The 22,446-nt window shown below is 62.7% G+C and carries 21 protein-coding genes; 16 read left to right on the forward strand and 5 right to left on the reverse strand.

Annotated features, from left to right (window positions below; translation table 11 throughout):
• Nucleotide 1 precedes the first annotated feature (1 nt).
• Entirely contained in the window at nt 2-643 is a 642-nt protein-coding gene (locus CPI83_RS18660) for a nucleoside triphosphate pyrophosphatase (protein ID WP_007731146.1), read from the forward strand.
• A 123-nt stretch (nt 644-766) separates the two neighbouring features.
• Here CPI83_RS18660 and CPI83_RS18665 read toward each other — a convergent pair whose 3' ends face one another.
• Both CPI83_RS18665 and CPI83_RS18670 read right to left on the reverse strand, forming a co-directional pair.
• The gene (locus CPI83_RS18665) at nt 767-2,071 is read right to left on the reverse strand and encodes an HNH endonuclease signature motif containing protein (RefSeq protein WP_097387248.1); all 1,305 of its coding nucleotides are present in this window, start codon (nt 2,069-2,071) and stop codon (nt 767-769) included.
• 64 nt (nt 2,072-2,135) lie between these two features.
• The gene (locus CPI83_RS18670) at nt 2,136-3,833 is read right to left on the reverse strand and encodes an MFS transporter (RefSeq protein WP_019747749.1); all 1,698 of its coding nucleotides are present in this window, start codon (nt 3,831-3,833) and stop codon (nt 2,136-2,138) included.
• Nucleotides 3,834-3,983: 150 nt separating this feature from the next.
• Between CPI83_RS18670 and CPI83_RS18675 the strand changes: the two genes are divergently transcribed.
• From CPI83_RS18675 to CPI83_RS18715, 9 genes are all read left to right on the forward strand, one after another.
• Nucleotides 3,984-5,477, forward strand: coding sequence for a condensation domain-containing protein (locus CPI83_RS18675; RefSeq protein ID WP_020907077.1), 1,494 nt, complete (start codon nt 3,984-3,986; stop codon nt 5,475-5,477).
• Nucleotides 5,477-6,940, forward strand: coding sequence for a condensation domain-containing protein (locus tag CPI83_RS18680; protein WP_020969198.1), 1,464 nt, complete (start codon nt 5,477-5,479; stop codon nt 6,938-6,940). The genes CPI83_RS18675 and CPI83_RS18680 overlap by 1 nt, the downstream gene beginning before the upstream one ends.
• A gap of 118 nt (nt 6,941-7,058) precedes the next feature.
• Nucleotides 7,059-7,964, forward strand: a complete 906-nt coding sequence (locus CPI83_RS18685) for a sulfurtransferase (protein WP_019747746.1) — start codon at nt 7,059-7,061, stop codon at nt 7,962-7,964.
• Nucleotides 7,961-8,377, forward strand: coding sequence for a SufE family protein (locus CPI83_RS18690; RefSeq protein WP_019747745.1), 417 nt, complete (start codon nt 7,961-7,963; stop codon nt 8,375-8,377). Before CPI83_RS18685 ends, CPI83_RS18690 begins: the two co-directional genes overlap by 4 nt.
• Before the next feature lie 4 nt (nt 8,378-8,381).
• Complete coding sequence (locus CPI83_RS18695) at nt 8,382-9,782, forward strand: condensation domain-containing protein (protein WP_020969197.1); 1,401 nt, start codon at nt 8,382-8,384, stop codon at nt 9,780-9,782.
• 138 nt (nt 9,783-9,920) lie between these two features.
• Nucleotides 9,921-11,717 (forward strand): acetyl/propionyl/methylcrotonyl-CoA carboxylase subunit alpha, encoded by a 1,797-nt coding sequence (locus tag CPI83_RS18700; RefSeq protein WP_019747743.1) that lies wholly within the window; start codon nt 9,921-9,923, stop codon nt 11,715-11,717.
• A gap of 76 nt (nt 11,718-11,793) precedes the next feature.
• On the forward strand, nt 11,794-12,219 hold the full coding sequence (locus tag CPI83_RS18705) for a DUF1707 domain-containing protein (protein WP_029255031.1): 426 nt from the start codon (nt 11,794-11,796) through the stop codon (nt 12,217-12,219).
• On the forward strand, nt 12,219-12,569 hold the full coding sequence (locus CPI83_RS18710) for a hypothetical protein (RefSeq protein WP_003940792.1): 351 nt from the start codon (nt 12,219-12,221) through the stop codon (nt 12,567-12,569). Before CPI83_RS18705 ends, CPI83_RS18710 begins: the two co-directional genes overlap by 1 nt.
• The gene (locus CPI83_RS18715) at nt 12,566-12,928 is read left to right on the forward strand and encodes a VanZ family protein (protein WP_097387541.1); all 363 of its coding nucleotides are present in this window, start codon (nt 12,566-12,568) and stop codon (nt 12,926-12,928) included. Before CPI83_RS18710 ends, CPI83_RS18715 begins: the two co-directional genes overlap by 4 nt.
• Here CPI83_RS18715 and CPI83_RS18720 read toward each other — a convergent pair whose 3' ends face one another.
• A complete protein-coding gene (locus CPI83_RS18720) occupies nt 12,929-13,729 on the reverse strand; it encodes a tyrosine-protein phosphatase (protein ID WP_041814841.1) in 801 nt (266 codons plus the stop codon).
• A 116-nt stretch (nt 13,730-13,845) separates the two neighbouring features.
• Here CPI83_RS18720 and uraD point away from each other — a divergent pair, with 116 nt between their 5' ends.
• The 6 genes from uraD to CPI83_RS18750 all read left to right on the forward strand — a co-directional run bounded on the left by uraD (nt 13,846) and on the right by CPI83_RS18750 (nt 20,564).
• A complete protein-coding gene (uraD, locus tag CPI83_RS18725; protein WP_020969193.1) occupies nt 13,846-14,364 on the forward strand; it encodes a 2-oxo-4-hydroxy-4-carboxy-5-ureidoimidazoline decarboxylase in 519 nt (172 codons plus the stop codon).
• On the forward strand, nt 14,361-14,690 hold the full coding sequence (gene uraH / locus CPI83_RS18730; RefSeq protein ID WP_097387542.1) for a hydroxyisourate hydrolase: 330 nt from the start codon (nt 14,361-14,363) through the stop codon (nt 14,688-14,690). Before uraD ends, uraH begins: the two co-directional genes overlap by 4 nt.
• Nucleotides 14,691-14,754: 64 nt before the next feature.
• Nucleotides 14,755-15,672 carry a factor-independent urate hydroxylase gene (pucL, locus tag CPI83_RS18735; protein ID WP_198586377.1) on the forward strand — a complete coding sequence of 306 codons (918 nt, stop codon included), beginning with the start codon at nt 14,755-14,757 and terminating at the stop codon, nt 15,670-15,672.
• Nucleotides 15,673-15,725: 53 nt separating this feature from the next.
• On the forward strand, nt 15,726-17,039 hold the full coding sequence (locus tag CPI83_RS18740; RefSeq protein WP_232816936.1) for an 8-oxoguanine deaminase: 1,314 nt from the start codon (nt 15,726-15,728) through the stop codon (nt 17,037-17,039).
• A 7-nt stretch (nt 17,040-17,046) separates the two neighbouring features.
• On the forward strand, nt 17,047-17,856 hold the full coding sequence (locus tag CPI83_RS18745) for an FAD binding domain-containing protein (protein WP_097388211.1): 810 nt from the start codon (nt 17,047-17,049) through the stop codon (nt 17,854-17,856).
• Nucleotides 17,853-20,564, forward strand: a complete 2,712-nt coding sequence (locus CPI83_RS18750) for a molybdopterin cofactor-binding domain-containing protein (RefSeq protein ID WP_097387544.1) — start codon at nt 17,853-17,855, stop codon at nt 20,562-20,564. Before CPI83_RS18745 ends, CPI83_RS18750 begins: the two co-directional genes overlap by 4 nt.
• Here the strand turns inward: CPI83_RS18750 and lat are convergent.
• Both lat and CPI83_RS18760 read right to left on the reverse strand, forming a co-directional pair.
• Nucleotides 20,561-21,889 carry an L-lysine 6-transaminase gene (gene lat, locus CPI83_RS18755; protein ID WP_097387545.1) on the reverse strand — a complete coding sequence of 443 codons (1,329 nt, stop codon included), beginning with the start codon at nt 21,887-21,889 and terminating at the stop codon, nt 20,561-20,563. The genes CPI83_RS18750 and lat overlap by 4 nt on opposite strands.
• A 66-nt stretch (nt 21,890-21,955) precedes the next feature.
• On the reverse strand, nt 21,956-22,420 hold the full coding sequence (locus CPI83_RS18760) for an Lrp/AsnC family transcriptional regulator (RefSeq protein WP_019747732.1): 465 nt from the start codon (nt 22,418-22,420) through the stop codon (nt 21,956-21,958).
• Nucleotides 22,421-22,446: the final 26 nt, after the last annotated feature.

A 22,446-nucleotide genomic window follows, 5' to 3' on the forward strand; every position in this document is an offset into this window, starting at 1 on the left:
CGTGACTCAACTGGTTCTAGCTTCAGCGTCCCCGGCTCGCCTCGCAGTTCTGCGGGCGGCCGGGGTTTCGCCGCTTGTGCGTGTCTCCGGCGTCGACGAGGACAAGATTGCCGACAACCTCGGCCCCGACGCCGCTCCCGAAAAAGTCGTGACGGTGCTGGCGGAAGCCAAGGCCGCCGAGATCGTTCCCGGCCTCGCCGCCGACAATCTCACCGACGTAGTCGTTGTCGGGTGCGATTCGATGCTCCTGATCGACGGGCAACTTCAAGGCAAGCCGGGCAGCGTAGACATCGCCCGAAAGCGATGGGCCGCAATGGCCGGACGCAGCGCCACTCTCTTGACCGGGCACTGTGTCCTGCGCGTCGCCGACGGCCGCATCGTTCGCATGGCCTCGGATCACAGCGCAACAGTGGTTCATTTCGCGCAACCGTCCACCGAAGATCTCGAGGCATACCTGGCAACGGGCGAACCGCTCCAAGTCGCCGGAGCATTCACGCTCGACAGTCTCGGCGGCTGGTTCGTGGAGAGGATCGAGGGTGATCCCTCGAGTGTCATCGGTATCGGATTACCTTTGGTACGAACACTTCTCGAGCGTGTCGGGGTTTCCGTCTCGGATCTCTGGCGCACGCAGAGCATCTTCTGACACGATTTCTCCAAGCACGTTTTCTCCACGCACGTTTTCTCCAAGCACCACTGACCAGCCTCGCATCGGGTTAATGCCGGTGCGAAGCTGGTCGTTTTGTTGTCGCCGAAGAGGTTTGCCCCCTCAGGTTTTGAATGTGGTGTTCGCCGGCCGCGGGTGCTGGCCGGGGTCGATCGAGGGCGGTGGGATGAACCAGGGTTTGTTGTCGACCCCGATGCGGATCACCCATTTCCCGACGAACCCGGACTTGCGGTGCATCAATCGATGATGCGAACGGCACAGCAGGACAAGGTTGCTCATCACCGTCGGCCCGCCGTTCGCCCAGTGCCGGATATGGTGCGCATCCGTCCACGCGGGCACGCACGCGCAGCCCGGGAACGCGCACCCCTTGTCCCGGGCGATCAACGCCACGCGCTGCTCCGCAGAGACCAACCGTTTCCCGGGTTTCGCATCGAGTGGCGCCCCGTGGTCGTCGAGCAGCACGGTCGAGAGGAAGCAGTCGCAGCCGAGGAGTCTGGTCTGCGATACAGACAGTGGCCCCAGCCAGGGCATGTGCCCGACATCGAGATCCGACACAGCCACTCCACCACCATCGGGCGAGGGTGCGGCGGCGCAGTCCCGGTGCTCCGCAAGATCACGGGCGTTGATGTGCACGTTCACGTGCGGACGCTGCCCACCATCGAAACCGGTCTTCGCGCAGTCCAGATAGCGGCGGATCAGTTCCGTGAACCCGTCCGCCGTCCGTTTCGCCGCAGACCGAGCATCGGGGGTTCCATCGGGTGCCGGGGTGGGCATCGTCAGGTTCGACAACGCCGACAACAACATTTCCCCGGTGAGGGCATCGAAATCTCCGCGCACCACCACCCGACCGTTCAACGTCGACGCGATCCGGAGCTCGTTCCGATCGGTATCTTCGGCGGGCGGAATCTCATCGGATTCGAACACTCGCTCCAAGGTCGCGATCACGTTCCGTACCTTCGTGGTCGTGGCCTCCACACCGGATGCCGCAGCCAACAACAAATCGATACAGCGAGGGAGCGCCTCCTCCGGCATGCCCTTCGGTGGTGACTCGCAGAACGCCACGATCAACACGGCATGATCGAAGGAGCAGTCCCCGACATCGAACCGGGCAGCCACCGCCGGAAACAGCCGCAGCGCCGCACCCAACGCGGCGATCTTCTTCCCGTCCCGAACCTGCAGCATCGTGTTCGCCGCCAACCAGCAACCCACCCCGCGGCTGGCGATCACCTGATCATCCGGCCGCAACGACAACTCGTCCACCACCGCCACCCGCACAGCCTCGAGACGAAGAATCTCCACACTCGCCGACACCGCAGCAGCACGCAACTCAGAAGCCGTCAACCGCCACAGTCGTCCGCGCAACCCCACTGCAGAACCGGACACCACATCCGACAACAGCACGCTCATTGAATCCCCCGATCCCCTACTCAGGAGAATACTCGAACACCCGTTCGAGTCAAGGGTATTTTTTTCAGACTGGGGAATTGACCCGCGGCAGGGCAGTCGAGGCCAATCCGATGCCGAGCGCAATTGCTGCGATGATCGCGAGCACGCGGCGTTGGGCTTCGAGAAACGCTTCGCCAGCCGCCGCGCGAGTAGATGCGTACGCGGCATCAACTGCCACTTGAACGGATTGGCCCCCGGCGCCGGCAGTTCCTTCGCGGCGACATTCCGGCGCCACCTCCATCGGTGTTCCGGATGCCAATTGACTTGTCGCGCAATCGACAAATGCCTTTTCGGCGATGTCGACCAGGCCGGGATTCACGCCGGCAGCTTCAAGATTCGCAACGTACTCGGGCCGCTCCCCCTGCACTGCTTGCGGAGCTTGCCCCGCGACGAGCGAGAAGAACACCACTCCGATCAAGGCCAGTCCGATCGAGCTGCCAACCTGCTGAACGGTCGGTAGCAGCCCCGACACCGAACCCGCGTGCGCGGGTTCGACCGTCGCGAGGATCGCGGTCTGCAGTGGCGCCACGAACAGTCCGAGCCCTGCGCCCCCGAGGAGGAGAGGACCGGCGAGCGCGAGCCAGCGTGGATCAGTTCCTTCGTGTTCGAGGATGACCGACAACGCGATCAGCGAGCCGGCAAAGACGACCATCCCCAAGATCAGAACGCGGTTTCCAAGCATCCGGTACACCGCGGATGAGAGAACCGCAGCCACGCCCATGCCGACGGCCCACGGGAGCGTCATCACGCCCGCTCGCAATGCGGAGAACCCGAACCCGAACTGAAGCGTGAGACTGATGGTGAAGATCAACGAAGTCAGGGTTCCGAAGAATACGAACGCAAGAACCGCGCCGATCGCGAAGGCTCGGTCGCGGAAAAGCTCCAGACGAAGGACCGGATCGCCGCCTCGTTTCGCCAGACGCGATTCGTAGAGCACAAACGCCAATGCCACCGGCACCGACATCGCGAGCATGACAACAAGACCTGTGGGCCATCCACGCGCCCTTCCCTCGGCCAGGGGAAGGATCAGCAGGAACAGCGCCAGCGATGACAGTGCGGCGCCGATGAGGTCCAGTGAGCGCACATGCTCAGCGCGAGCATCGACGAGATGGAAATACCCGAGAATCAAGGCGGCGATGCCGATCGGAATGTTGACGAAGAAGATCAGGCGCCAGCCCCAGTCGAAGAGATTCCACTCGATCAGCAGCCCGCCGATCAGAGGCCCACTGACCGTTGCGAGCCCGATGGTCGCACCGTAGATCCCGAACACTCGCGGATGCCTGGCCTTCGGAAACAGACCCGAGATGATGGCAAACGTCTGGGCGGACATCGAACCGGCCGCCAACCCTTGCAAACCCCGGAAGACGATCAACATCGTCGCGCTCTGAGCGAGCCCGCACAGCAACGAGGCCGCGACGAATACGAACAGGGCGGTCAGAAAAACAACCCTACGACCGAACAGGTCCCCCAACCTGGCCGCGGTGATCAACGAACACGCAAAAGCCAGGATGTACACGCTGACCATGAGCAACTGCGCCGATACGCCTGCTTGAAGATCGACGGCGATGCTCGGAAGCGCGACGTTGACGATCGTCGCGTCGAGCAACTGCATGAACGCCGCCGCCAGACTCGTCGCCAACCCGAGCCAGGGCGTCAGAGAACCAGCTCGCCGTCCGCCCTTGTGGTCGGCGCCGACAGCGTCACCTAAAGGGTCCGGAAGCACCGAATGATCCTAATCGAACACGACGCTTCTAGAACCTGTTCTTGTTTAGATTGTAGTATTTCGGACAATTCAGTCCCCCAGATGGGATAGTTCGTCGTCTGCCCATTTTCAGAGCAGGCTTCTCGACGACACACGCAGGAGTTCTACTCGATGGATCTGAACTTGATCACCCATTGGCACCCGCTTCCTGGACGGGTAATCGAATGGGGCGTCACGCATGCTTCCGCTCAACGAGCCGCCGAAGCCGAGATCGACCGAGAACTACCCCCGACCACGATGCAGGATCGCCACCTGCGACGCGCCCGCGTCACCGCAGAGAAGGGCGATCCGCAGTCTCCGTGGATCGGTATCGCCTTCGATTTCGCAGGAACACTCGACCGCGACGCCATGACGCGAGCCCTGCAGCGCTACGTCCGTCGCCACGACACGCTCCACAGTTGGTTCTCCTTCGACGAAGCAACCACCGACGCTGCGGACACCGCGTTCGAGGTCCGTCGACACGTGGTGCCGGTCGAGAGCATCGAACTCGAGTACCGCGTCGGCGACGACGTCTCCGAATCCGAGGCGATCCGCGCACTCGTCGCAACCAAGTTCGCAACGGAAACCAGTGCCCTTCAGTGGCCGGCCTTCGTGTTCGGCGCCGTCGAGCACCACCATGCCGACCTCGAAGCCGATCCGAGCTTCACCCTGTTCCACGCAGTCGACCACGCCCATTCGGACATGAACTCGATGGTGCTGATGTACGCGGAATTGCGTCAGCTCTACGCCGCGGAAACGACCGGGTCACATCCCGAACTAGGCCCCGCGGGAAGTTACGCACAGTTCGGTCGCGTCGAACGCGAGCGAACAACCGAACTGACGATGCAGTCCCCCGAAGTGCACCAGTGGCTCGGTTACCTCATGCGCAGCGGCGGCTCGTTCCCCGGATTTCCGCTCCCGCTCGGGGCGGAAGACGCGCCCAAACCGGCTATCGGTTCACGCTTCGACCTGGCCGACGACAATGAGTGCGAAAGGTTCGGTGCGGTCTGTAAAGCCAACGGCGCCAACTTCATCGGTGGAATATTCACCGCCCTCGCGATTGCGGAATTCGAACTGGCCGGACGCGACAAGTACATCGCCCTCTCGCCGGTCAGCACACGAACCGAGGCCGACTCGTTTGCACAGGGCTGGTACATCAACCTGATCCCGGTCGGCATCGACGTCGACGACAAGCGACGCTTCACCGAGTTGGCAAAGCTCGGGCAGCAGGGGTACCACGACGGCAAGGCACTCCTCGATGTCTCTGTGCAGCAAGTCATCGATCTGGTTCTGTCGAGCTTGGCCGAGTCGGATTCCGCACCCGGCGGATTGTCGAAGACGCTCACCCCGCCGCCGATCGTCTCGTACATCGACGGCCGCCGCATGCCGGATCCATACAGTTACGCCGAGACGAAGGCAACGGGAATCGTCGGCGGCAAAGAGACGCAGATCGCGTCGATGTGGATCAACCGGATGCACACCGGCACCTGGATCGCCGTGTCCCACCCTGACACCCCCATTGCCCACGAATCGGCCACCCGCTTCGCCGAGCACGTCTCCAAGATCATCAAAACTGTTGCAGCTCAGGGCGACTACTCGTTCTCGGCACCAGAGGGAGCGTCCTGATGCACGTCACCTCGATCGATCGATACGGACTCGAGCCCGGAATCGTCACCGAATGGTCGCTCCAGCCCGCGGACGGCGCCGTCACCGAGTCGGAAGTACCACCGTCGTACAACCAACATTTCCATCTCGAGACTGCGCGAACACACGGCATGGGCCGGAGTGTGTGGATGGCAGCCGCATTCGACCTTCCCGGAGAACTGAATCGGCCCGCACTCGATCTCGCGCTGCGCCTGTTCATCAGTCGCCATGACACTCTGCACACAGGATTCGAGGTGGGCGAGTTCACCACCACCCGAATGGGACTCGATCCCGACGGCACACACATCGAGACTTCGGAACCTGTGAAGTTCGATTCGACCGAAGACCTCCGAGCGCACCTCAAGAAGCGATTCACGACGGTATGCGATCCACTGACCTTCCCCGCCTACACGTTTGCCACGGTCGAACGCGAAGAGCACTACACGGTCCTGAGCGCCTTCGATCACACCCTCGTCGACGGCTACTCGTTGGTCATCGCTCTCGGGGAACTGCGACAGATCTACGAGGGACTGATCGCCATACCCGAACTGACCGACCACGAGGCCGTCGACGCAGTGATGAGCCGACTGGGTGACCCGGGAAGTTTCGTGCGGTACTGCGAACTGGAGGCCGACGCTCTGCTTCCCGTCGACAACGACCCTCGAATCCGAGAGTGGGCAAGGTTCTACGAGATTTGTGGTGGCACATCGCCGAGTTTCCCCTTGGATCTCGGCGTCGAGGCAGGAAAGCCCGCGCCTCAGGGCGCCGATGTGCGCGTGCTGCTCGACGAGGAACTGACCGCGAAGTTCGACGAGATCTGCCTATCCGCCGGCGGTAGCGTGTTCACCGGAATCCTCACTGCGATGGGACTTTCCGTCCACTCGTTCACCGGACAGGCGACGCTTCCACTGCAATTCCCGCTGCACATCCGCAAAGATCCACGCTGGGCCGACGCCATCGGCTGGCTCACCACGAGCGCGCCGATCACGGTCCAGATCACTCCCGATGCGGATTTCGGTGCATCCCTTGCACATACGCACGCGTCGTTCCGAGTTGCGTTGACGCTCGAGGGCGTCACCATGGCCCAGGTTCGAGATGCTTTGGGCGACAAGATTCGACGCACGCGCACCGACGTCTTCATGGTGTCGTACATCGATTACCGCAAACTACCCGGCACCGACGATCATGATCTCCTCAACGCTCATCACATCAGCAATGTGACGGTCGCCGACGATGCCCAGTTCTGGATTTCGCGAACGAACCGTGGTCTCTCGCTGCGTTCGCGCTTCCCGGACACCGACACGGCAAACGAAACCATGGTGAATTTCCTCACCGATCTCGACCGGATTCTGAGGGAAGTCTGCGCCCGGGGCGTGACGCCGATCGGAAGTGTCACCGAACAATTGAGAGATTCGAGCGTCGGGGCAGGAACACCGAGGATTTAGGGTCGGCAACGGGTACGAGCAGGCAGAACCTGCTTCCGGGCGTCTCCCCTTGCGCGCAGCGCATAGAATCGATCAAGTCCGTGTTCGAACCGAACGATTCGTCTTCAGGAGTACGCCCGTGCCCGTTGCCCCCGATCCCTCAACCGCGTTTGCCGAGTTCGCGCATCCCGACCGGTTGGTCTCGACGGAATGGCTCTCGGCGAATCTCGGTACGCCGGGCCTCAAGGTCGTCGAATCCGATGAAGACGTGTTGTTGTACGACGTCGGCCACATTCCCGGCGCAGTGAAGATCGACTGGCATCTCGACCTCAACGATCCGGTCACCCGCGATTACATCGACGGTGCGAAGTTCGCAGAGTTGATGAACCGCAAGGGCATCAGCCGCGACGACACCGTCGTCATCTACGGCGACAAGAGCAACTGGTGGGCCGCCTACGCACTGTGGGTCTTCACTCTGTTCGGCCACGAGGACGTCCGTCTTCTCGACGGTGGCCGCGATGCGTGGATCGCCGAGAACCGTGACACCGCATTCGACGTTCCCGACATCACGTCAACGGATTACCCGGTCGTCAAGCGCAACGACGCTCCCATCCGCGCATTCAAGGACGACGTACTTGCACACTTGGGCGACGGGCCGCTCATCGACGTGCGATCTCCGCAGGAGTACACCGGCGAGCGCACCCACATGCCCGACTACCCCGAAGAGGGTGCGTTGCGCGGTGGACACATTCCCAGCGCTCTCAGCATCCCGTGGGCGAAGGCGGCGGCACCGGACAGCCGCTTCCGCACCCGCACCGAACTCGGCGAGATCTACGGCGGTCTGTCGGCCGACGACAACATCGTCGCGTACTGCCGCATCGGTGAGCGTTCCAGCCACACCTGGTTCGTGTTGACCCATCTTCTCGGCTACCCGAACGTTCGTAACTACGACGGTTCCTGGACAGAGTGGGGCAATGCAGTGCGCGTCCCGATCGTCCAGGGCGAAGAGCCCGGCGCAGTTCCTTCCTCCGTATCGGCGTCATGAGCACTCTTCCTTCGGCTCTGGCCGAGATCGTCGACGACTTCGCAGCCGTCGGCGCCTCGGACAAGCTCACCCTTCTTCTCGAGTTCAGCCGAGAGCTACCGCCGTTGCCGGCGGAGCTCGAGCAGAGCGCGATGGAGCCGGTCCCCGAATGTCAGTCGCCGCTGTTCCTCTCGGTCGACGATTCGGATCGCGACAACGTCCGTCTGTACTTCAGCGCGCCCCCCGAGGCTCCCACGACGCGTGGTTTCGCATCGATCCTCGCGCAGGGGCTCGACGGTCACAGCGCGGACGAGATCCTCGGTGTACCCGACGACTTCTATTCGGCGCTCGGTCTCGCAGAAGCTGTGAGCCCGCTCCGTCTGCGCGGAATGTCGGCCATGCTCGCGCGCATCAAGCGGCACTTGCGGGGCTGAAAACATGGAGTTCACCGAACTGGCCGACTATGCGATTCCGGCCGGCGCACTCGTCGAATGGTTGCCGTGCGCAACCGGGCCTTGGGTTCCGGATCCGCGGCCCGTCTCCTACATTCACGAGGCACATCTCAACCGTTCCGCTGCAGGCGCGGGCGACAAGTCTTGGCTGGGAACAGCTTTCGAGATTTCCGGCCCGCTCGATGTCGATGCGTTCCGAGTCGCCCTCGGCCGCTGGATCGACCGTCATGAAGTTCTGCGCTCGCATACCGTCCTCGAGCCCTCGAGTGGCGAGATCACCCGGCACACCGTCCCGATCGGCGGAATCGACATCGGGGTCGTCAGCCACGGCTACGACGCGTCCAGCCAGGACAACTTCGACCACCTTCACCGCCTGTTCGACGATTACGCGTCCCCGCACAGTTGGCCGTCGTACGTCTTCGCGACGTTGACGCCCCGCGGTGGCGACGGTCCGTTCACCGTGTTCTTCGCGGCGGACCACTCGATCATCGACGGTTTCTCGATCGTGCTGGTCGCTCACGAGATTGCAGCGCTGTACCGCGAGGCCTCGACCGGCAGCGCTGCAAATCTGTTCCCGGTGGGCAGCTACGTCGATTTCGGTGCCGTCGAACGCGAGCAGATGGCCGACATGGAAGCCGAGAAGGCTGCGGTGGAGATCTGGCGTAAGGCTCTCGGAACGGACGGGTTACCCCAGTTCCCGCTACCGATCGGTGAACGCGGAACCGATTCTCAGAACGGCCTGTCGACCTGGCTACTCGACGCCGAGCAGTCCAAGGCCTTCAGTTCGACGTGTGCAGCCGCCGGCGTGGGTTATTTCGCCGGACTACTCGGCGGACTTGCGGCCGTAGGTCGCGAAGTCGCGGGGTCCGATCAATTCGAGGTCGTGACGCCGGTTCACACCCGCAGCGCTCAGGAGTGGGCGGGTGCGCTCGGCTGGTTCGTCGGACTGTGCCCGGTCGAGTTCGCCGTTGGATCGGACTGTTCGTTCGGCGACCTCGCAACACGCGCCGCCGAATCGATCGCTTCGGTCAAGCCTGCCGCCGCGGTCCCGTTCGATCGGATCGGTGAGCACCTCGAAACCCCGATTCGACCGCGATTCGTGGTGTCCTACATGGACGTTCGCTTTGTACCCGAGGCCGCACAGTGGCCCGAATGGAACGCCAGAGCACTTCGAAGCAAGGCATACACGCACGACGTATACATCTGGATCAACCGCACACCCCAAGGCCTCAATCTCGCAGTCAGGTATCCAGGCAACGAGACGGCGAACGCCGCGGTTCACGCCTACGTGGCCGCACTGCGCCGGACCGTCGAAGAAATCGTCGCCGAACCGGACACCGGCACCTCCGGCAGCTACTCATCGGTAGTTTTCGAAACCGTTTCCTAAGCCGGAGTGGGCTTTAGCGATCCGGTTACAGCCAGCGCCGAAGCGATGCATACACTCCGAAGTGATGCCAATCCCCCGATGGTGAAATCCCAGAGGAATACACCGCGGAGACAGACTATGCGAACCACAGGAGGCTCAGTGCCCAGTCATGCCAGCGCGCACATTACGAAGGTGCTTGTCGCGAACCGCGGTGAAATCGCGGTACGGGTCATCCGGGCGGCCAAGGATGCCGGCTACGGCAGCGTTGCCGTTTACGCCGAGCCCGACGCAGAAGCGCAGTTCGTGAAGCTCGCAGACGAGGCATTTGCCCTCGGCGGACAGACGTCCGCCGAGTCCTACCTCGTGTTCGACAAGATCCTCGATGCCGCCAAGAAGTCCGGCGCCGACGCCATCCACCCCGGCTACGGCTTCCTCTCCGAGAACGCCGACTTCGCCCAGGCCGTCATCGACGCGAACCTCATCTGGATCGGTCCGTCACCGCAGTCCATCCGCGACCTCGGCGACAAGGTCACCGCTCGCCACATCGCAGAACGCGCGAAGGCTCCGATGGCTGCCGGCACCAAGGACCCCGTCAAGGGCGCAGACGAGGTCGTCGCATTCGCCAAGGAATACGGCGTACCGGTTGCGATCAAGGCTGCCTTCGGCGGCGGTGGACGCGGCATGAAGGTCGCCCAGACCATCGAGGAAATCCCCGAGCTGTTCGAGTCGGCCACCCGTGAGGCCATCGCAGCCTTCGGTCGCGGCGAGTGCTTCGTCGAGCAGTACCTGGACAAGGCCCGCCACGTCGAGGCTCAGGTCATCGCCGACCAGCACGGCAACGTCGTCGTCGCCGGTACCCGCGACTGCTCACTGCAGCGTCGCTTCCAGAAGCTCGTCGAAGAGGCTCCGGCTCCGTTCCTGACGGACGACCAGCGCGCACGCATCCACGCGTCCGCCAAGGCCATCTGCAAGGAAGCCGGCTACTACGGCGCCGGAACGGTCGAGTACCTGGTTCAGGGCGACACCATCTCCTTCCTCGAGGTCAACACCCGCCTGCAGGTCGAGCACCCCGTCACGGAAGAGACCGCGGGCATCGACCTGGTGCGTCAGCAGTTCCTCATCGCCAACGGCGAAGAACTCTCCATCAAGGAAGATCCCACCCCGCGTGGACACTCCTTCGAGTTCCGCATCAACGGTGAAGACGCCGGCCGCGGCTTCATGCCCGCCCCCGGCCCGGTCTCCGTCTACCGTGAGCCCACGGGCCCCGGCGTCCGCGTCGATTCCGGTGTTGTTGCCGGCGACGTCATCGGCGGACAGTTCGACTCCATGCTCGCCAAGCTCATCGTCACCGGCGCCACCCGCGAAGAAGCCCTCCAGCGGGCATCGCGCGCTCTGGCCGAGTTCGAGATCGACGGCCTCGCGACCGTCCTCCCGTTCCACCGCCACATCGTCGAGAACCCGGCATTCGTCGGTGACGGCGAGAAGTTCGACATCTACACCAAGTGGATCGAAACCGACTGGGAAAACACCATCGAGCCGTACGCCGGTTCCGGTGCACCGGTCGACGACGAGGACGAGGCTCTGCCGCGTCAGAACGTCGTCGTCGAGGTCGGTGGACGTCGCGTCGAGGTTTCCCTCCCGGGCCAGTTCTCGCTCGGCAACGGCGGCGGCGCAGCATCCGGTGCCATCCGCAAGAAGCCGAAGGCACGCAAGCGCGGCGGCGCCGGCGGCGGCGCAGCATCCGGTGACGCCGTCACCGCTCCGATGCAGGGCACCGTCGTCAAGGTCGCAGTGACCGAAGGCCAGGAAGTCGCAGAAGGCGACCTGATCGCGGTTCTCGAAGCCATGAAGATGGAAAACCCCGTCAACGCGCACAAGGCCGGTGTCGTCACCGGACTGTCCGTCGAGCCGGGTGCAGCAATCACGCAGGGAACGGTTCTCGCAGAACTGAAGTAAGGCCTCCGGCCCCGTGCGCCTTTCCGGTAGTCCCCACTACCGGAAAGGCGCACAGTCGTTTGAGTAGGCTGTAACGATGGCTGACGTCCCCGACATTCGCATCGGCACTGCAGAACGCGAGCAGGCACTCGATCTCCTGAGCGAGCACTTCGCCGCAGGCCGCCTCACCGTCACGGAGTTCGACGAGAGAAGCGGAATCGTCAGTGCCGCAACAACTCGCAGTGAACTCGTTCCGGTGTTCGCCGATCTACCGGGCAACTATCAAGCTCCAGGCACCGCTCCCCTGTCGATGGTGACACCTCCCGCCGCACCGGCGGAGCGACGATTCAACCCCGACTGGTCCGGACGCGTCATGGCCGTCATCCCGATTCTCGCGGTGATCCTGTTCTTCGTCACCGGCACCTGGTTGTGGTTCCTCGCGATTCCCCTCGCCGGTGCACTGCTGTTCGGGACCGACAGGGAACGCAAAGCCAAGCGTCGCCGCGAGCGGGGCTCCGACTGATGGAGCCGATCGAGATCAACGCAGGCGGATGGTATCTGCGAGCACTGCGCGCAGACGAGCGTGTGGACGACCGCCCTGCCCTTGCCGACGGCGGTATCACCGACCCCGATTACGTGAGTCAGCGGAGCGCTCAGTGGCACGAAAACAGCGTCTACTCCTGGGCCGTGTGCCAGCCCAACACCGGTGAGCTTCTCGCCGAGGTCGTTCTGACGCCTCTCGACTCCACCGCCCTGCTGACCGGCTGGGCCCGCGACGGGCACACCGAGGCGCTCACGACAGCCGCCGACGCCGTCACCAGATTCGCCGAAGGTGCACTCGGACTCGTCGTCGTCGAGGGGCAGACGAATTGAAGAACAACCGATACTGGCCGCTGGCGATCGCCGTGGTCATTGCCCTGATCATGCTCTTCTCCCCGGGCTCCACCGTCCCGTCGAGCCCGGAGAACACCGACAAGATCACTCACACGTTGATGTTCGCGGTGCTGGCGATCACCTCGTTGCACGCCCGGATCCCGGCGTGGCTCACCGCGGTGTGGCTCGTGATTTTTGCTGCGATGTCCGAGGTTCTTCAAGCAGCGCTGCCCATTTCGCGTTCCGGTTCGATCTGGGACGGCACCGCCGACCTGCTCGGCATCGCCATCGGGATCGGTATCGTCAGCCTCGTGATGCGGCGTCGAAGGGCCCGCGACGACGAGCCGAGCAGGTCCTGATCAGCTGAGCAGGTTGCTCCGCAATTGTTCCTGGGTCGACGCGTCGATCTTCAGGCCGTCGGTGAAGTAGGCCTCGATCGATCCGTGGACCTGCGCAAGCTCTGCCATCGACGCCTCCAGGTACTCGCGCCTGACACCGAGGACACCTTCGAGCAGGGTCGGATCGATACCCTTGGCCTCGAATCGCTCGAGGAGCGGCGCGAACATCGGCAACAGAACCTTGTTGGTTTCGAGGTAGTCCGCGAAGACCGCGTCCTCGGAGGCACCCAGGAACAGCAGTAGCGCGGCTGCGGCCCAGCCCGTGCGGTCCTTGCCCGTGGTGCAGTGAATGAGTGCCGGCGAGCTGGGCGGCTGCGCCAAGTCGACGAACAGTTGCCGGTACGACGCGACCGCACTCGGCAAGGTCACGAAATCGCGGTAACTTCCCTGAAAGTACTCGAGCGCCTGGCCGCTACCCAACGCTTCGGCAGCAAACGCCGGGTCGGCGATCATCTGCTGCATCTGAGCCGGAATGGCGCGATACTGCTTGTCCGCCAATACGTCCAGGCCGAGTTCTCGGATTCCGTCCGGCGTCAGATCCGGCGCCGTCTCGCGTTCGGACTCGGTGCGCAGATCGTAGATCGTGACGATGCCCAGATCGGCGAGGGTCTGTGCGCCCTCCGCACTGAGCGATGCCAGATCGGTGGAACGAAACACACTCCCGGTGCGGACGGTGCCACCGAAGCTCGATTCGGGGCCACCGATGTCTCGGAGGTTCGCCAGGGACGGTACGACGGAAGACAGCTTCGGAGTATCGGTCATACCTAAGAATGTATCTGTCACCGGAATAGGGCGGCCGGAGAAATAAGATCGAGACACATCATCTCCCGTAATTGCTGCGCTACAGATCCGTAACATGCTCAAGTAATCCTGTGGACATGCCTACAACGAATTCCAGTGGTCTCGGAGCCTTCGATGCGCTCGGTGACCACCAGGCAGTCGCGGCGCTGCTCGAGTGTTGCCATTCCGCCGTGTGGGCACAGGAAATCGCCTCGTCTCGCCCGTTCACCGATCTGGAAGCTCTCTTCGACAAAGCAGATGCCGTGCTGGCCGAGCTTCCCGAGTCCGAAATCGACGACGCTCTGTCCGGCCACCCACGAATCGGTGAGCGAAGCGAAAGCGCGGCCTCGACCCGTGAACAGTCGGAAGTCTCGTCCGCGACAGAAGACGTCCTCGCGGAACTTCGACAGAAGAACGCCGAGTACGAAGAGACATTCGGCCATGTTTACCTGGTCTGCGCGTCGGGGAAATCTGGAACGGAGCTCCTCGACATCCTTCGAGGCCGTCTCCGAAACGACCCGGCGACCGAGCGTTCCGTGCTTCGAACCGAATTGGCCGCCATCAATCGAATCAGGCTTGCCCGTCTGATCGATTCACTCGCCGGAGGCGCAGCATGAGCAAGACCCTGAGCACGCACGTTCTCGACGCGACGACGGGCATTCCCGCTGCGGGGATTCGCGTCGAACTTCGTGATCGAGACGGCGTCACGATCACCAGTGCCGAGACCGACTCCGACGGCCGCATCCCCGAACTTGCTCCCGGTGGTCTGGCCACCGGTCACTACACCCTGACTTTCGACACGGGAACGTATTTCGAGACCAACGGACAAGAGAACTTCTACCCGGAAGTGACAGTGACCTTCCGGCTGGACGACGCGGCGCGGGGCTATCACGTCCCACTGTTGCTGTCGCCCTTTGCTTATTCCACCTATCGCGGGAGCTGAAAACGTGACTACCGAAAACATCACGACCGGCAACATCACGACCGGTGTTACAAGCACCGACCGGTTGAGCGGATCCATCGAACTTACCGGTCACCAGTACGGCAAAGCTGAGAACAGGGTAGTCCGAATCTACCGCGACACTCCTCGTCACGAGATCCACGACATCAACGTCTCCACCTGCCTGCGTGGAGATTTCGCCGACGCGTACCTAACCGGCGATCAGTCGAAGGTTCTGCCGACCGACACGCAGAAACAAACGGCCTATTCCTACGCCAAGGAAAAGGGTCTGATCTCGATCGAGACGTACGGACTCGAACTCGCCCGTCATTTCGTCGACGACATCGAACCGGTCAGTGGCGCGCGGATCGAGATCGAGGAATACGCTTGGGAGCGTGCGATTGTCGACGGCAGCGAGCACGACTACACCTGGATTCGGAAGGGTCAGGAGGTTCGGACGGCGTCGATCACAATCTCCGATACTGGGACAGTCGATGCCGGGACGTGGGTGATCGGCGGTTTGAAGGACCTGGTGATCCTCAAATCGACCGGTAGTGAGTTCTCGGGTTTCCTCGAAGATCCGTACACGATCCTCGAGCCGACAGACGACCGCGTCATGGCGACGACCTTGGTCGCCCAGTGGCGATTCGTCACCACCGACGTCGACTGGGAATCGGTCTACGTGGGTATCAAGGCACAAATCGTCAAACAGTTCGCGCAGGTGCATTCACTTGCCTTGCAGCAGACGCTCTTCCACATCGGCAAAGCAATTCTCGAAGAGTTTCCGATCATTGCCGAGGTTCGACTGTCGGCACCCAACAAGCATCATTTCGAATATGCACTCGGCCGCTTCGGAGTCGAGAACGACAACGAGGTGTTCCACGCCGCCGATCGTCCGTACGGGCTGATCCAAGCTGCGGTCAGCCGATCCGACGCACCAGACGCGGGGCCGTCGTGGACACCCTATTCAGGCTGGTTGTCGTGACCGACCCGGCCCTCGGGACCACTCTCGTCGTCGCCAATGCCCATGTGGTCACGATGGACAGCGAGCGTTCCGAGCACCCCGACGGCTACGTCGTGATCTCGGGCAACAAGATTGTCGACGTGGGGGCCGGAAAGGCTCCCGTGTACCCCAATGCGCACGTGATCGACGGCAACGGTTGCCTGATCACGCCCGGTCTGGTGAACACACATCATCATCTCTACCAATGGATCACCCGTGGCCTGGCAGCAGACTCGACGCTCTTCGAGTGGCTGACCACGCTGTACCCCGTCTGGGCGGGTATCGACGCCGACGCCGTCCACGTGGCGGCCACCGGCGGACTCACCTGGTTGGCAAAAACCGGATGTACGACCACCACCGACCACCACTACGTCGTTCCCCGTGACGCCGGCGACGTTTTCGAAGCCGAGATCACCGCCGCTGCGCAGGTTGGCCTTCGATTCCACCCGTGTCGTGGGTCGATGGACCTCGGTCAGAGTTCCGGCGGCCTGCCACCGGATCACGTCGTGGAAAAACTCGACGACATCCTGACCGGCACGCAGTCGGTGATCGACCGCTGGCACGATCCGAATGCGGGGTCGATGCTGCAGATCGCGGTAGCTCCCTGCTCACCCTTCTCGGTGACGGAGTCACTGCTCCGAGAGTCCGCGACGCTGGCCCGCGAAAACGGCGTGCGAATGCACACGCATCTCGCCGAGACCCTGGACGAGGAAAGCTTCTGCCGAGAGCTTTTCGGTTGCACGCCGGTCGAATACATGGAACGCGTCGGTTGGGTGGGCCCGGACGTCTGGTACGCACACGCAGTCCATCTCGACGACGCCGGTATCGAGACGATGGCGCGAACCGGAACTGCCGCGGCACACTGTCCGACCTCCAATGCGCGACTGGGGGCCGGTATCGCCCGTGCCGCCGATCTGGTGAAGGGCGGGGTCACCGTGGGGCTCGGTGTGGACGGCGCGGCGAGCAACGAAGCATGCAGTCTGATCGAGGAGTCTCGTCATGCGCTTCTGTTTGCTCGCGCCAAGGGCGGACCGCAGACGATGACGGTGCGAAAAGCCTTGGAATTGGGAACGATCGGCGGCGCACGAGTTCTGGGCCGCGAGGGCGAAATCGGATCGATCGAGGTCGGAAAACTTGCCGACCTGGCGGTGTGGAAACTCGACACCGTCGCGCATGCCGGCATCACCGATCCGGTGGCGGCGCTCGTACTCGGCTCGACGCCCCCGCTGAAGTTACTACTCGTCAACGGGCGAATCGTAGTTGCCGACGGACGAGTCACCACCGTCGACGAGGACGTCGTGGCCTCGGATGTCGCACGCGCACACCGCGACCTACTCGGAAAGGCTTGAGGCAGCGATGGATCTGCACAGCGTCGACGAAGTTCTGGTGCCGCGGACCCGCGCCGAGCTCCCCTGCGCATCACCCGGTATCGGGTTCATCGGCGGCGGCACCTGGCTGTACTCGGAACCGCAGCCGCACCTGACCACTCTTGTCGATCTTGCGGGCTTCGACTGGAAAGCTGTCGTGGTCGGCGATCTCGGTCTCGAAATCGCGGCCACCTGCACCATCGAGGAACTGTGCCGCGCCGGTCTTCCCACCTCATGGTCCGCCGCAGCGCTGTTCCAACACTGCGCTGACGCACTGCTCGCATCGTGGAAGGTGTTGCGATACGCGACCGTCGGCGGCAACATCGCGCTCTCCTTCCCGGCCGGAGCGATGACGACTCTGTGCACCGCTCTCGATGCCGAACTGACGATCTGGCGTCCGGACGGTACCGAATACTCAGTCCCCGTAGTCGATTTCGTCATCGACGATTCTCGCAACGTGCTCGGCCCCGGCGAGATCATCCGCAGTATCCGGATTCCCGTGCATGCACTGACCGCACGTACCGCGATGCGAAAGCTGGCACAGACGTCACTCGGGCGATCGGCCGTAGCCGTTGCCGGACGCTGCGGTGCCGACGGTTTCACACTGGCGATCACCGCCGCGACCCGCCGTCCGTACGCTCTGAAATTCGACAAACTCCCCGACGCCGCTGCACTTGCGGATGCGTTGCACAGCAGGATTCCGGAAGACGCCTACTTCACCGATGTCCATGGAACTGCGCCGTGGCGGAAGGCGATGACTGACCTTCTCGCCGAAGAAATCCGAGGTGAACTGGAATGAAGTACTCGGTGGACGGAGTTCCCCGCGACGATCAGCCCCGCCCAGGACAGTGCCTGCGAACCTTCCTCCGCGAGCACGGAGCGAACTCCGTCAAGAAGGGGTGCGATGCCGGAGACTGCGGCGCCTGCTCGGTTCTGGTCGACGGACACCCCACCCATTCGTGCATATTTCCCGCCCACCGCCTCGGCGGCCGCGACGTCGTCACCGCCGCCGGCCTCGGAACACCGGAGAAACTTCACCCCATTCAACAGGCATTCGTGGACGCCGGTGGGTTCCAATGTGGTTTCTGTACAGCGGGAATGGTAGTCACCGCATCAGCGCTGTCGGTCGAACAAAAATCCGATCTCGCGTGCTCGATGAAAGGTAACCTGTGCCGTTGCACCGGTTATCGGTCCATTCGTGACGCCCTCGCGGGTACATCCAATACCGAGACCGCCAAAACAGGCGGGGCACAAGGGCGTTCCATCGCAGCCCCGGCGTCCGCACGCATCGTCACGGGGACCGAGCAGTACACCATGGACTTCTCCCCGGGTGAGAAGCCGATCGGCCTGCTTCACGTCGCAGTACTCGGCAGTCCGCACGCACACGCACACATAACCCGGATAGACACGGCAGCAGCGGAAGCGGCGCCGGGCGTCGCCGCGGTCCTCACCTTTCAGGACAGTCCGGACGTGCTGTTCTCGACCGCCCGGCACGAGGACCGCAACGACGATCCGGACGATACGCGGGTGTTCGACAGGACCGTCCGTTTCCGCGGCCAGCGCGTCGCCGCGGTCATCGCCGAAACCCCGACGCAGGCGGAACGTGCACTCTCGCTGATCGAAGTCGACTACGAGGTACTCGACGCGGTATTCGAACCAGATCTGGCGCGTTCCCCCGGCGCTCCGCTCCTGCACGGCGACAAAGACGAGAGCTCGCGGATCGCAGAAGTCCCTCGCAACGTGGTTGCCGCGCTTCACGATGGTGTCGGCGATCTGGACCGTGCGCTCGCGGATGCCACTGCAGTCGTCGAAGGTGCGTGGAAAACTGCGCGAGTCCAGCACGTGGCCTTGGAAACTCACGGCGCAGTGGGGTGGCTCGACGAGGACGGCCGTCTCGTCATCAGAAGCAGCACACAGGTGCCGTTTCTGGTTCGGGACGAATTGGCGCACATCTTCGATCTCGATCGCAGCCGAATCCGGGTGTTCGCCAAGCGGGTCGGTGGAGGCTTCGGCGGGAAGCAGGAACTACTCACCGAAGATCTGGTCGCACTCGCCGTCCTGCGAACGGGTAGGCCCGTTGCTTACGAGTTCAGCCGCAGCGATCAGTTCACCATCGCACCGTCACGGCACCCGATGCGAGTTTCGGTTCGCGCCGGCGCCGATGCCGACGGAACTCTCACTGCACTGGCCATCGACGTCCTTTCCGACGCCGGGGCGTACGGGAACCATTCGATCGGAGTCATGTTCCACGGTTGCGCCGAATCCATGGCGGTCTATCGCGCTGCAACCAAACGCGTCGACGCCGAAGCGGTCTACACGAACAACGTTCCGTCCGGCGCCTTCCGTGGTTACGGGCTCGGCCAGATCATCTTCGCCGTCGAGTCGGCCATGGATCAGCTCGCTGATCGTCTCGGCATGGACCCCTTCGAGTTTCGGCGGCGAAACGTCGTCGTACCCGGAGACGATTTTGTCGACTGGCACGTCGAGGACGGTGATCTCGAATTCGGCAGCTACGGACTGGACCAGTGCATCGACCTCGTCGACAGTGCACTGTCGAGCGGACGCGGGGAGGCTGCACCGGCAGGGTCGCGTTGGCAGATCGGCCGGGGCATGGCAATTGCCATGATCGCGACGATCCCGCCGCGTGGTCACTTCTCCGACACCACCGTCGCACTCGAGGCCGACGGTCGGTACGTCGTGAACATCGGCACCGCTGAGTTCGGCAACGGAACCACCACGATTCACCAACAGATCGCGGCCACCGAATTGCGGACGACAGTCGATCGCATCACGATTGTTCAATCCGACACCGATGCCGGCGGATACGACACCGGAGCATTCGGGTCGACGGGAACGGTGGTCGCCGGCAAGGCGCTCCTGATCGCCTGCGAGCGCCTTCGCGAGCGAATACTGACCCGTGCGGTGCGATTGAGTGGCCGCGGCGCGCAGATCGACGATCTTTCGCCGGACGGGGTCGAAACGTCCCACGGTTGCCTCGATTTCGCGACGCTACTCGAAGGTGGCCCGCTCGCCGCTGACGGTCGCCACGACGGAACACCGCGCTCGGTCTCGTTCAACGTTCACGGTTTTCGCGTTGCCGTCGACACGGATACCGGCCGGGTGAAGATCCTGCAGTCGGTTCAGGCCGCCGATGCCGGCACCGTCATGAACCCGGCACAACTGCGAGGGCAGGTGGAAGGCGGTGTGGGACAGGCCCTCGGCGCTGCACTGTCGGAGGAAATCGTCATCGAAGAAGGCCGAGTGATCAATCCTCAGCTACGCAATTACCACGTTCCACAGATCGGAGATTTGCCGATCACCGAAGTACTGTTTGCCGACACGTACGACAAACTCGGGCCTTTCGGCGCAAAATCGATGAGTGAGGCCCCCTTCAATCCGGTAGCACCGGCGTTGGCAAACGCGATAGCCAACGCGTGTGGAGTGCGTATGTACTCCACACCGATGACACCGGATCGAGTGTGGAGCGAACTCCAGGCCAGAGCCTAGACTTCGCGTTCGAGTACTCGCTCTACTGCGTCGACCGCGTCGTCTAACTCACCGGTGGTCACCGTCAGCGCGGGACGGAATCTGATTCCTCTCTTCCCGGTTGGCAGTATCATCACATGCTCGTCTTCTCGCAGTCGCTGGACGACACGATCACGAAGGTCACTGTCCGCCAACGTAATCGCGCACATCAGACCACGACCGCGCGGCTCGGTCGCCGCCGCGTAGCGCCCGCAGACTTCGGTCAACCGGGCAAGGAGATGCGCACCCGTGAATCGCGCGCGGTCGATCAGTCGGTCCTGCTCGATGACTTCGAGTATCCGCCGGGCGCGCACCATGTCGGTGAGGTTGCCACCCCACGTCGAATTGATCCGGGAACTGACGTGAAACACATTGTCGCGCACTTCATCCACTCGACCGCCGGCCATGATGCCGCAGACCTGCGTTTTCTTACCGAAGGCAACCACATCCGGATGCAATCCCAATTGCTGATAGGCCCAAGCGGTTCCGGTGATTCCGCATCCCGTTTGCACCTCGTCGAGAATGAAGAGGGCGTCATTCTCACGACACAGCTCTTGCATCGCCTGCAGGAATTCCGGCCTGAGGTGATGGTCACCGCCTTCGCCTTGGATCGGCTCGGCGATGAAACAGGCTATATCGTCGGGGTTGTCGGAAAACGCTCGGCGCGCTTGCTCGAGAGCTTGCCTCTCCGCAGCTTCGACATCGCGACCGTCTGCGAGATACGGCGAGTCGATCCGGGGCCAGTCGAACTTGGGGAATCTCGCGACCTTGCCCGGTTCGGTATTGGTGAGTGACATCGTGTATCCGCTACGACCGTGGAAGGCCTCGGTCAAATGCAGGACCTTCGCCCCCAGATCGCTTGACAATCCACGGCTTTCGTTCAACCGACTCTTCCAGTCGAAGGCAACCTTGAGCGCATTTTCCACCGCAAGTGCCCCGCCGTCCACGAAGAACAAGTGTGGGAGCGCCGAATCCCCCAGGACCCGAGCGAAAGCCGCAACGAAGCGCGCCATAGGCTCGGTGTAGATGTCGGAATTACTCGGCTTGTTGGAGGCGACAACGGCCAATTCCTGCTGGAATTCCTCGTCGTCGGCGATCGCCGGGTGATTCATCCCCAGGGCGGAAGAGCCGAAGAAACCGAACATGTCCAGAAACTCGGTGCCGTCTCGCAGGTCGCGGAGATACGAACCTTGCGACCTTTGCACATCGAGAATCAGATCGAATCCGTCGACGAGAATGCTGGCCTTCAGCACCTCGTAGACCGGAAAGAGCGCACTGTCACCGAAGTCTCGCATCGCAGTACTCATACTGCGAAGATTATGTCAATTTTACGAAGGTGTCGATAGGAAGCCGTAAAAGTTACGGAACACCCGTCATTCGTCGTAAAAAGTTTGTAGGATGATGGTGCTTCGCGTGTTGACGTTGGCTGCCGTACGGATCTCCTGCAGCAATCGTTCCAACGCGCGAGGTGACGCCACCCGGACCAGGAGGACGTAGCTTTCGCTCCCGGCCACGGAGTGACACGAGACGACGGCCGGTAGATGACGCAAGCGAGCAGGCGCATCGTCGGGCTGCGAAGGATCGAGAGGAGTGATGGCGACAAATGCGGACAGATTATGACCGAGTGCCTCCGGATCGATCTTCGCCGAGTAGCCACGGATCACCTTGCGAGACTCCAATCGACGCACTCTCGACTGGACTGCAGAGATCGAGAGTCCTGCCTTCTCAGCAAGACTCGCGAGAGTGGCACGGCCGTCCAAGACCAATTCACGCATCAAAAGTCGATCGGTTTCGTCGACCGGAACCCCGGCAGCGTCACTGGTTTCTGTTTCTCGCACCTGCGCAGGCTAACGCAATCGGACAT

The organism is Rhodococcus sp. H-CA8f (assembly GCF_002501585.1).
GTDB lineage: Bacteria > Actinomycetota > Actinomycetes > Mycobacteriales > Mycobacteriaceae > Rhodococcus_F > Rhodococcus_F erythropolis.